Here is a 10,227-nt window from a genome sequence, read left to right as displayed (position 1 = left end):
GACGAGGCCGTCGTGCACCGGCGGGCCGGCCTTCTTGATACTGCCGCGCTTCTTGCCGAACACGCTCCACCAGTTGTTGTCCCGGCAGATCCGCCACGCAGTCCGGTCAGCCATGCCGGATCCCGCGCTGCGGGCTTCGTCGGCCAGGAATCGGTAGCCGAACTCCGGATCCTCGCGGTGAGCGTCGGACAACGCGTTCGCACGTGTGGCCTGCTCGAACTCGGCACCGGTCACCGGCCGCTCCAGCCAGCGGTAGTAGGGCTGTCTGGCGGGCTTCAGAACCCGGCACGCAACCGTGACGGGCACACCGTCTCCGGTCAGCTCTTTCACGAGCGGGTAGATCCTTTTCCTGGCAGATGTGTCTGCGACAGGTGGGCCGCGGCCCGGCGCAAGACCTCGTTCTCCTGCTCCAGCAGCTTGATCCGCCGCCGTGCTTCCCGCAGTTCCGCGCTCTCCTGGCTGGTCGTCCCGGGCTTCGTCCCGTCGTCGATGTCCGCGCGGTGATGTCCGCGCGGCGCATCCATTTCCACAGCGTCATCGCGTGCACTCCGGAGTCGGCGGCCACCTGCTCGACGGTCACGCCCGGCCCGCGGTTCCTCGCGACCCGCACGACGTCCTCGCGGAACTCTTCCGGACAAGGCTTGGGCACAGCGACATCCTTCCCACCCGCCCCACAGGGCAAGCCAGTTCAGATAACACCCGATCGTGCACCAGACCCAATCCCTTGCGGGGAAGGGGCCTTCGTGTTGACACTGTTTGCATGATCAGGGCGGCGAGGGAGCTTCTACCGGCGGGCGGTCTCGTTCTGGGCGTGCCGGACGGGTGGCCGGGGCCGCCTCCGCTGCGTTTTGAGCGGGGCATGGACAGGCAGTGGTACCTCCGGCAGGGCGAACAACCGCTGATAGAGGCCCGGCCGGAGGGCGAGGGCTGCTGCCGCGACCTTCACCTGCGCCGCCTTCCCGGCTACCGCTCTCCACTGCCACCTCTGACCGCCGCGGCGATGCGGGCCGGGGCCGAGTGGTCGCACAGGTACGCCCGGTGGCTGGAGGAGACGGGGCACGGTCCGTTGCACCGCGGGCGATGGCGCCTGACCCCGCGCACCACTTTCGCTCCGGGCATCTGGAGTTGCGACCTCGTCCAGGACTGGCCGGACGTCACCCTCGACATGCTCTGCGGGGGCGGCTGGCACGGTGTCCTGCCGCTGCGTCCACTTCCGGCCCCGGATGCCTCGCGTGTGAAGGCGTACCGCAAACACGTCCGCGAGGGCACCCTCGCCCCCGTCCTGCTGTGGTGGGTGTCCTTTCTGGATGGCTGGCTGATTCTCGACGGCCATGACCGGGCTGCGGCCGCGCTGGCCGAGGGGACGCAGCCGGCCTGCGTGGAACTGGTCCGCGTACCGGACGAACCTGACTGGCAGGCGACCGCGGAGCACGCCGCCGGGGCGTACGAGGAACGGTTGGCGCGCCTGGCCGCGCTCCCCAAGGGCCCGCACACTGCTCGCCAACGGCAGACACTGGACCAGGGCTACGCCGCCGCCGTCTCCACCCTGCCGTACGACGCGCAGGCCACCCCCTTGTTCGAACGCCCCCGAGACTGACGCTGGCGCGCTGCGCCCCATCCCGGAGGCGTCAGTGTCGAGAGCGGTGCCTTCCGCGCCGCCCTGTCCGCCGCATGAACAGGAGACCATCGCCATGACAGGCACCGCACAAACGACGGCCGTGGCCGGTTGGGTCCTGAAGTTCATGGACGCCATTGACACCCTGGAATTCGACGAGGGCTTCGCGCCACTGACCGAGGACACCGACATGTTCTTCGGCACCGCGCATGTGCACGGTGTCGAAGCCATCAAGGCGTTCTTCGTGAAGATTGACTCGCCGCTGAACATCACCCATGAGGTTCTTGAGTTCTGGACCGCGGACAACGGGGTCCGTCTGCTGCGCGGCGAGGCAACCATGGCCAGGAAGAGCGAACCGGACCACGTGGTGCGGGCCCCGTTCATGCACATCTTCTACCTCGACCAGGAAGAGCCGGTCCGCATCCGGACGCTGCGCATCACTGCAGGCCCGCTGCAGACCGACGCCGTGCTCCCGGAGGCTTGATCTGCGACTCGACGGCGGCGAGACATGCGCAGGGCATTCACCGCGCCGCCCGCCGCCCACCCCGCTACGACGGTGAGCGTTGCGCAGGCTGGACCGCAGGCGGCGGCCGTGAGGCATCTGGCCGTCCGGTGGCACCGACGACGACAGAACTCATCGCAGAAATCGCCGCGGAATACCCCCGTGAGGAAGAGGAGATCGGAGTCGAGGTCGAGCACGTGCAGATCGACCGACCCGTCATCGAAAACCAGGTTTAGCCCGCGGCGATGCCGGAGTGCGGAGCACGCCGGTGACTGATGACGGCTGCGCCCGTGAGCCGGGTATGACGATTCTCAACCTCCCTGCCGAACAGGCCGATACGGCGCCGCGTGAGCTGTGGGAGGGCGAGGCCGAGGGGCTGGCCGAAGCCGCGGCGGCCGTCGGTCGGCGTGCGGCGGACTGGGTCCGGTACCTGCCCGTCCCCGTGACTGACCGGTGGACCGGGGCCCGCTTGCCGACGCCGTCGAGATGGCGATGACGGTCCTCGATCCCGGCGATGCTGACGGCGTGGACCGCTATGGCAAGGGCGGTGTCGGCGACGGCACCACGGGCACGCTCGCCGGACTCGCGTACGCGGTGCCGGAGGCAGCGCGCTGGCTCACCCTCGACCAGCAGGTTCGCCTCTTGGCCGCGGTGGCAGGCGTCCGGCTGTGGACTTGGAGACACCGAAGAGCGGAGCGAGCTGTCGCATCGTTAGATTTGCGCGCCAGTACGCTGCGACCAGCAGCACACGGTCCGGGAGGGGCAAGCTCCAGGGGCGTCCTCGACGTGTCTCGTCTGAGCCCTCGCGCCGCAGTGCGGTCACCAGCTTGGTGAAGCAGCGCGGGCTCAGCCCGGTGAACGGCGTTATCCAGGACGGCTCCGACGCCGTGATCACACTCGACATAACCAAGATCGTCCACCCGGCGGAAGTGCCACGGCGGGGCTGCAGATCAGAACGCAAACCGGGATTGACGCCGATCGCCACCACAGGACACCGAGCTCTGACGAGAGATGAATGGATGAAGGTGGGATGCGCGTGGGAAGTCCGCTGAAGGGCGTCTCCAGCGTGCGCTGGAACGAGCTGCGCGACACGCGACAGACCCCCGCTGGCGGCATTCCGCCCCTACTCTCCGGCATCGCCTTCGGAGGCGACGACACCGCCCACCTGGCGATAGAGGAACTCGGCGATGTCATCTGCGCGTTGGGGATCGTGGTCGGGGAGGCGACGGCCCCGGCCGTTCCCTTCCTCCTGGAACTGGCCGGGCCCCGCATGTGCCGTGCAAGACGGAACTACTGGACCTGCTGGGGAGCATCTGCCAGACAGAGCAATGGCACTCTGCCGCGGCGGCGAGCGGCCCGAGGAACAAGAGCTTCCAGGAACAACCCGCCTCGGAGGCGGCAGCCAGGGCGGCTGTGCTCGCCGGCCGACCGATCATCGAGGGCCTCGCCTCATCTGTGCGGCCGGAAGAGGCCGGAGCAGCACGCAAACTGCTGTAGGTGATGGACGAGGCGGCGCCCTTCCCGGAGCTCTGAGCGGTAGGCGGGCACGACCTCTCCCTGCTGGTCGTCATGGCGGATCTTCACGGTGTCCGTGCTTTTGTCACCCACAAGCTGCCCGGAGCACTGAACGTAGCTCCCCCCCCCACGCCCCCCGCCTTCGGTCTGACACTGGGCAAGACGCAGGTGGACTTCGTCTCCAGCCAGGCCCAGCCGAACAAGCCCGAGAGTTGCGCCCCAGACCGTTGTTCCCACGAGCAGCACTGTGATCACGCTCCAAGCTGCAGCGGGCCAGCCCGCACAGCGGGCCGTCGCCTGCCCGGCGAACGGCGCGGCCCAGTTGGGGCCGATGGTGCTCATCGGATTCGAGCGGGCGGCCCGGTGCCTTTTCCGTCCTGTCCCGCACGAGGTTTGCTGTGCGGGCACAGGACGGTATTTGACCCGGGCATCGCAGTCCGCGGTGCATGGTCACTTCCCTGGACGGTGGCGTCGCCGGCTGATGGGCGGGCTTCGGCGGCAGTTAGCCCTGCTTGATCGCGGAAATGTCGAACTCCAGGGTGATCTTGTCGCCGACGAGTACGCCGCCGCCTTCCAGGGGTGCGTTCCAGGTCACGCCGAATTCTTTGCGGGAGATGGTCACCGATCCTTCCAGGCCGACGCGCAGGTTGCCGTAGGGGTCGACGGCGTTGCCGGTGTATGCGATGTCGATGGTGACCGGGCGGGTGGTGTCTTTGATGGTCAGGTCGCCGGTGACGCGGTATTCGGTGTCGGAGCGGGGCTCGACCGACGTGCTGCGGAAGGTGATGTCGGGGAAGTTGGGAACGTCCAGGAAGTCGTTGGTGCGCAGGTGCTGGTCGCGCTGTTCCACGCCGGTGTCGATGCTCTCGGCCTTGATCACCACCTGGGCGGTGGACCGGGCCGGTTCGGTGCCGTCCAGGTGGGCGGTTCCGTCGAACTGGTGGAACGCGCCGCGGACCTTGGTGACCATGGCGTGGCGGGCGACGAAGCCGATCCGGGTGTGGGCGGGGTCGAGGACGTAGTCCCCGGTGAGTTCAGAGATGTCGACGGTCATAGTGAGGCGCCTCCGAAAGACCGGGATCCTGGCGGCGGTACGCCGGGATCGTTTTGATCCACGTTAGGGCCCGACCGATTTGTGTTCCGGCCGGACGCACGGGGCAGCGGAGTGCACTCCGACCAGCGATCTCGGGTCATCGACTTGCCACCGGGGCCTTCCTCGTATCCGTGGCCGGCACTATTCGGGTGTGTCCAATCAACGGCCCTGTCTCACTTTCGGTGGTGACTGAGGGTGGCGTTATCCGAGGAGGATGCGGTGGCGGAGCAGGGTGAAGCCTGCTCGTCCGTGCATCTGGCGTGCGATCCGTTTGGTCTTGGTGTTGACGCCTTCGGTAGGGCCGTTGCTGTACGGCAGCGTGAGCCCGGCGATCACGGCGTCGATGTCTCGGTCCAGGCCCCGGGTGAAGGCATGGAGATGAGGCAGGTCGGCGTCGCGGACCTGGGCGATCCAGAGCGTGAGCGCGTCGACGTTGTCGGCGTGTGGCGCAAGGAGCGGGGCGAAGCCCCGGATACTGGCGGCCAGTTGGGTCATCTCGGGGCAGGCGGCCGTGAGCTTGGCCAGGAGCTCATGTTGCTCGGCCTTGAGGTTGCCGGGCCTGGTCAGCAGCATCCGGGCGAGTCGGCGCGGGGAGATATGGCTGCGCTCAGCATCCGCGCGGCCTTGGTTGATGTACTTGTGCAGAAGGTTCAGGCAGCCCGTGAACCCGAGGGCCTTGATCTCTTCGAAGAGGTGCAGGACGGGGACGCCGGGGTCCTCAGCTCGGCGTTCGCGAAGGTGTTCACGGTAGGGGTCGACCAGGCTGGCACGGTATTTAGGAACGCGGAGCATCCGCTCGGGCCGGGTCGGCGCGGGCGTAGCGTTTGACCGTATTCAGCGCCAGTTGCAGACGCCGGGCGCACTCGAGGAGCCCCACGCCCTGGTCGAGCAGTCCGTGGACCTGGTGCCAGCGTTCCAGGGTGGTCTGAGCGCGGGGCCCGTCGGAGATCGGCGCGTCCAGCACGGTGGCCCAGCAGTTGCTGTGCGCCTTGACCTCGCTCAGGGCGGCTTCGCGCAAGTTCTTCCAGAAATGCCAGCGATCACCGACCTGCACCGCGTCGGGCAGAGCGCGACGGATGGCCTCGGCATAGGTCGCCGAGCCGTCACGGCACACGATCTCGATGCCTGGATGTTCGCGCAGCCACGCTTCCAGGGTGTCGGCCGTGCGGCCGGGCAGCACGTCGATCCGCTCGTGGGTCTCGGCATCGATGATCACCGTGGCGTAGCGGTGGCGCCGGCGCAGAGCGAAGTCGTCGACGCCGATCACTCGGGGTGCCCGCCCTGCGAGCAGCGGTATCCGCAGCAGGGTACGCAAGGCCGTGTGACGCGACAGGCTCACCGCGAGCATCGCCAGCAAGCGCGATCCCGCCCGGCCCGCTAACTCCTGGACCACGGCCTTGACTTGCCTGGCCAGACGGGCGGTCCGTCGCTGATATCGCTCCAGGACGCCAGGCACCTGCTCACGGAAGGTGTGGCAGCAGCCCTGGGTAGGACACAGCAGACGCCGTACTCGTACGCGGACCACCACCCGACGGCCATCGACCGGCACGTCAGCCACCGTCCGCTGCTGATACCCATGCACCCGCTCGGACGGCGCCCCGCACACCGGGCAGACCGCGGCGTCCCTCGGCGTCCGGGCTCGCACCACGATCCGCTCGCCCTCGTCGGCGACCTCCTCGATGGCCAGCGGGAACAGACCCGAGAAGACCGTCTGCACAAGCTCGTTGACATCTTTCACGGCAATGTCAACGACCCTCACGACTCTCAGTCACCACCGAAAGCGAGACAGGGCCGTCTATTGGACACTCCCTGGAGGGGGTGGGCCGCTGGGCAGCACGGTGTACTCATAAAGGTTGCGGGTGTGCGATGTCAGTGGTGCTGGGTCATGTGGGCGAGGGTCTGGGTGGCGCTGTCGGGGGAGAAGGTGCTGTCGATGCCCTCTGCGGCTCCTTCGGCTGCCTGGATGGAGCGGGGCAGCAGGACGGCTTCGTAGGTGCGGATGGCGTCGTTGATGGTGGGGCTTTCGGTGAGGGCGTGGGCGAGGTCGGCGCCGTCGAGCATGGCGAGGTTGGCGCCCATGCCGGAGAAGGGGGACATGAGGTGGGCGGCGTCGCCGAGGAGGGTGACGCCCAGGGTGTGGGTCCAGGTGTGGGGTACGGGCAGGGCGAACAGGGGCCGGTTGGTGTAGCCGGTGTCGGTGGCGGTGATGAAGCCGAGCAGGTCGGGGCTCCAGCCGGTGAACTTCTTGAGGAGGGCCTCGCGGACGGCGGCGGTGTCGGCCGTGTCGAGGCCGGCCTGTTGGTGCCAGTCCTGTGCGGTGCGCATGCCGATGTAGACGCGGATGTGTCCGCCGCTGTTGCGCTGGGCGACGAAGCCCTGGTTGTTGTCGAGGGCCAGCATGGTGCCGTTGCCGGTGAGCGCGGCGAGGTGGGGGTGGCGGGTGTCAGCGTCGTTGAGTCCGGTCTCGACGAAGGTGACGCCTGTGTAGAGGGGCGTCGCGTCGGACAGGAGGGGGCGGACCTGGGACCAGGCGCCGTCGGCTCCGATGACGAGGTCGGCGTCGGTGCTGGTGCCGTCTGCGAAGCGCAGGCGGTGGGTGCCGCCGCCGAGGGCTTCGGTGCGGGTGAGCTTGTGGCCCCAGTGCACGGTGTCGGGCTTGAGGGAGTCGAGGAGGAGGTCGCGGAGCTGTCCGCGGTCGATCTCGGGGTTGCCTTCAGCGGTGTCGGCCTCGGGCGGGATCGCGTCGAACAGGATGCGGCCGTCGCGGCTGACCAGGCGCATCTGCTGGCCTTCGGGTCGGGCTCGGGCGAGGAAGTCGTCCCAGAGGCCGGCCGCGCGCAGGGCGTGCTGGCCGGAGTCGGGGTGCATGTCGAGGGTGCCGCCCTGGTTGCGGGCGGTGGGGGAAGGGTCCAGGTCGTAGACGGCTGCGGTGATGCCGTGTTGCTGCAGGATGCGGGCGCAGGTCAGGCCGCCGGGGCCGGCGCCGATGATCGCGATGCGGTGGGTGGGCATGGCTGGTCACGCCTTTCGGGCAGAGGAGAGCGTGCGGAACGGGCCGAGCTGTGCCGCGCGGCCTCACCACTCCAGAAAAGCACATCGACTAAATAAGTGCAACGAGTAAACTTTTAGAGTCGAGCAACTAAGTGCGCTGGGTTATGGCACGACGGACACGGCGGCTGCCCCCCGGCGACAGCACGGGGGCGCCGCGAACGCTCGATCGCCTCGGGATAGGCCCGTGACTTCTCCTTGCGGCCAGTGATGGTCCTCGACTGAGGCCGCCGCGGCGCGGGTGTTCCGGGTACGTCCTGCCCGGAACACCCGCGCCGCGGTCTACCTGGTGAGGTCGGCAGGTTTGTCGAGTCGCGCTAGTTTCTCCGGGTCGAGGCTCGCCCCGTGGAGTGGACACCCTGACAATGGATCTTGAGGATCCAGGAAGGGACGTCCAGGTGGGACGTCAGTCTCCGTACCCGGGGGAGTTCCGGAGGGACGCCATCGCGCTGTACCGCGCGTCCGGCGGGAGGCGTACGTACGCGGCGATAGCCGCGGATCTCGGGATCACCGGGGAGACCCTGCGCACATGGCTGCGCAAGGACACCGTCCGGCCGGTGCCCGAGTACCGCGGTGGCGGCGCCGGGGAGAGCCCGGCCGCCGAGCTGGCCCGGCTGCGGGCGGAAAGCACCCGGCTGCTCAAGGCCGAGAAGGAATGGCAGCCGGAGCGCGAGATCCTGAGCCGAGCAGCCGCCTGTTTCGCTCGCGAGGTGAAGTGAGCCCCCGCCGCTGGGACTTCATCTCCGACATCCGTGCCGACTTCGGTGTGCAGCGGATATGTCGGGTGCTGGACGTGTCCCGGTCCGGTTACTGCCGGCACCAGGCCACCGCTCTGGCCCGGGCCGAGCGCCAGGCCGAGGAGGCCGGGACGGTCGCGGAGATCCGTGCCATCCATGCCGAACACCACGGCGCCTATGGCGCCCCGCGCGTCCACGCGGAACTCCGCTCACGCGGGCACAGGATCAACCGCGAGCGCGTGGCCCGGCTGATGCGCATCAACCACGTCATCGGCCGGCACCTGCGGCGCAAGAATCGCACGACGGTCGCGGACAGGAGGGCACCGCCAGTCCCGGACCTGATGATGCGTGACTTCACCGCGTCGGCGCTCAACACCAGGTGGTCCCTGGTCACCGACGCCATCGAGATGGCCGTGGCCGCTGTCACTCGTCGCATGAAACCCGGTGTCCACTCCCGAGGTTGAACCTCACAGGACGACCTGGTCCTGCTCGTAGGACACCTCGCAGCAGCCGGAACCGCCGTCCGCGGCCCATTCCAGGTACTCACCGTAGAAGACGGCGGCGTCGAGCGCGTCCCTGGTGTGGAGCTCCAGCCGCGCGGGGGCCGCGCCGCCCCCGATCCGCCAGCCGGCCAGGACACGCCCCTCCCAGATTCCGAAGGTCGCACCCTCGCGGTCGGCGGCCAGGGCCGCTCGCCCGCGAGGCGGGTACGGCACCGGGTCGACGGCGATGGTGCCGCCCCGCTCGCGGATCCGGGCCACCGCTTCGTCGGCGTCGCCGACGGCGAAGTACGGGGTCCACGCGACGGGTACGGTGAACGCTGCCCAGCGTGCCGCGCCGGAAGGTCCAGCCCAGCACCGCGCTAGAACTGCTCGGCCGCCCGCAGGTCACGTGCCGCCAGACTGAGCCAGCACGGCGCACCCACGAGATCCGCCGTCACCAAAACCATGGTTGTCTCCTCCTCTCGCCGACTCGCCGACTCGCCGACTTGCCGGTTCACGGCGACTCCACTGCCGACCGGCTCAGGTGAGCACTCGGCTGTTGGGGCCCTCCTGGCCATCAGCTGATTCATCGTGGAACCAGTAGTCGCCCGCGGCCAGGTACCGGAAGGAGTGGCTGCTTTCGGTCGGCAAGGCGACCGTGACCGTCCGTGTGGTGCCCTGACCTCCCTGGAGGGGGTGGGCGTGCGGGTCCCAGTCGTTGAAGTCGCCCACCACGCTCACCGGCCCGGGCACGTCGCGGTCTACGCGGCGGTGGTGAGTTCGGCGCGGCCGAACAGCAGCGCGTAGCCGGGAGGGAGCTGTTGAAGGATGCGGGTCAGGAGGTCGGGTCCGGCGTAGGCCGCGACGGCGGAGAAGACGGATCCGGTGTCCCAGCGGCTCGTGGCCAGGGAAGCGCCGGTGCGGGCGGCGAGATCCTTGACGAAGGCCCAGCCGGTCAGCGGCTGGATGTCGGGGATCTGGGCGGTGAGGACACGTGCGGCTTCCAGGGGCAGGCGGGCGGCCAGTTCGACACGTTCGTCGCCGGTCAGCTGGCGTCCCAGTCCCGCCAGGACGAGGTGGACGGCTTCATCAGCCTTCTCACGCGTGGGGTAGGCGCCGTCGTAGCGGACCCTCTCCAGCATCTGCTCGTACGCCCTCCCGCAGGGCTGCTGGGTCGGTGCGTTCTGGTCGGACATCACTGCGGTGGTTCCTTTTCTGTCACCGGGGTCGTGGTG

General features: G+C 68.8%; 8 protein-coding genes and 5 pseudogenes. 4 read left to right on the top strand and 9 right to left on the bottom strand.

Annotated elements, in window-relative coordinates; all coding sequences use genetic code 11:
- Both ADK54_RS46355 and ADK54_RS46350 read right to left on the bottom strand, forming a co-directional pair.
- A pseudogene (locus tag ADK54_RS46355) lies at window positions 1-330 on the bottom strand (IS3 family transposase); the annotation flags it as partial.
- Complete coding sequence (locus ADK54_RS46350; protein WP_159047943.1) at window positions 327-524, bottom strand: hypothetical protein; 198 nt, start codon at window positions 522-524, stop codon at window positions 327-329. The pseudogene ADK54_RS46355 and the gene ADK54_RS46350, both read right to left, overlap by 4 nt.
- A gap of 335 nt (window positions 525-859) precedes the next feature.
- Here ADK54_RS46350 and ADK54_RS30265 point away from each other — a divergent pair, with 335 nt between their 5' ends.
- From ADK54_RS30265 to ADK54_RS46345, 3 genes are all read left to right on the top strand, one after another.
- Window positions 860-1,597: a hypothetical protein gene (locus tag ADK54_RS30265; protein ID WP_234392259.1), complete on the top strand. Its 738-nt coding sequence runs from the start codon at window positions 860-862 to the stop codon at window positions 1,595-1,597.
- Between the two features lie 94 nt (window positions 1,598-1,691).
- Window positions 1,692-2,099: a hypothetical protein gene (locus ADK54_RS30260; protein WP_053728928.1), complete on the top strand. Its 408-nt coding sequence runs from the start codon at window positions 1,692-1,694 to the stop codon at window positions 2,097-2,099.
- Window positions 2,096-2,353: a hypothetical protein gene (locus ADK54_RS46345; protein ID WP_159047942.1), complete on the top strand. Its 258-nt coding sequence runs from the start codon at window positions 2,096-2,098 to the stop codon at window positions 2,351-2,353. The genes ADK54_RS30260 and ADK54_RS46345 overlap by 4 nt, the downstream gene beginning before the upstream one ends.
- A gap of 419 nt (window positions 2,354-2,772) precedes the next feature.
- On the opposite strand, the pseudogene ADK54_RS43940 reads toward ADK54_RS46345, so the two are convergent.
- From ADK54_RS43940 to ADK54_RS30235, 4 genes and pseudogenes are all read right to left on the bottom strand, one after another.
- Window positions 2,773-3,021, bottom strand: a pseudogene (locus ADK54_RS43940) (helix-turn-helix domain-containing protein); the annotation flags it as partial.
- 1,113 nt (window positions 3,022-4,134) lie between these two features.
- Complete coding sequence (locus ADK54_RS30245) at window positions 4,135-4,686, bottom strand: YceI family protein (RefSeq protein ID WP_053728925.1); 552 nt, start codon at window positions 4,684-4,686, stop codon at window positions 4,135-4,137.
- A gap of 240 nt (window positions 4,687-4,926) precedes the next feature.
- Window positions 4,927-6,469: pseudogene (locus ADK54_RS30240) on the bottom strand (ISL3 family transposase).
- Window positions 6,470-6,594: 125 nt separating this feature from the next.
- Window positions 6,595-7,737, bottom strand: a complete 1,143-nt coding sequence (locus ADK54_RS30235) for an FAD-dependent oxidoreductase (RefSeq protein WP_053728924.1) — start codon at window positions 7,735-7,737, stop codon at window positions 6,595-6,597.
- Window positions 7,738-8,171: 434 nt separating this feature from the next.
- On the opposite strand from ADK54_RS30235, the pseudogene ADK54_RS47805 reads away from it, so the two are divergent.
- Window positions 8,172-8,893, top strand: a pseudogene (locus ADK54_RS47805) (IS3 family transposase); the annotation flags it as partial.
- 87 nt (window positions 8,894-8,980) lie between these two features.
- Here ADK54_RS47805 and ADK54_RS47800 read toward each other — a convergent pair.
- The 3 genes and pseudogenes from ADK54_RS47800 to ADK54_RS30210 form a co-directional block, all read right to left on the bottom strand.
- Window positions 8,981-9,459 (bottom strand): annotated as a pseudogene (locus ADK54_RS47800) (VOC family protein); the annotation flags it as partial.
- A gap of 73 nt (window positions 9,460-9,532) precedes the next feature.
- On the bottom strand, window positions 9,533-9,745 hold the full coding sequence (locus ADK54_RS30215) for a hypothetical protein (RefSeq protein ID WP_234392258.1): 213 nt from the start codon (window positions 9,743-9,745) through the stop codon (window positions 9,533-9,535).
- Between the two features lie 8 nt (window positions 9,746-9,753).
- Entirely contained in the window at window positions 9,754-10,188 is a 435-nt protein-coding gene (locus tag ADK54_RS30210) for a DUF2267 domain-containing protein (RefSeq protein WP_107090653.1), read from the bottom strand.
- Between the last annotated feature and the right edge of the window lie 39 nt (window positions 10,189-10,227).

The organism is Streptomyces sp. WM6378 (genome assembly GCF_001279695.1).
Taxonomy (GTDB): Bacteria; Actinomycetota; Actinomycetes; order Streptomycetales; family Streptomycetaceae; genus Streptomyces.
Note: the sequence above shows the minus strand (reverse complement) of the source record. Positions and strands in the feature narration are given on the sequence as shown.

Coding starts and splice junctions, on each gene's coding strand:
- ADK54_RS46350 (WP_159047943.1), bottom strand. CDS start 524: ATGGATGCGCCGCGCGGACATCACCGCGCGGACATCGACGACGGGACG.
- ADK54_RS30265 (WP_234392259.1), top strand. CDS start 860: ATGGACAGGCAGTGGTACCTCCGGCAGGGCGAACAACCGCTGATAGAG.
- ADK54_RS30260 (WP_053728928.1), top strand. CDS start 1,692: ATGACAGGCACCGCACAAACGACGGCCGTGGCCGGTTGGGTCCTGAAG.
- ADK54_RS30245 (WP_053728925.1), bottom strand. CDS start 4,686: ATGACCGTCGACATCTCTGAACTCACCGGGGACTACGTCCTCGACCCC.
- ADK54_RS30235 (WP_053728924.1), bottom strand. CDS start 7,737: ATGCCCACCCACCGCATCGCGATCATCGGCGCCGGCCCCGGCGGCCTG.
- ADK54_RS30210 (WP_107090653.1), bottom strand. CDS start 10,188: ATGTCCGACCAGAACGCACCGACCCAGCAGCCCTGCGGGAGGGCGTAC.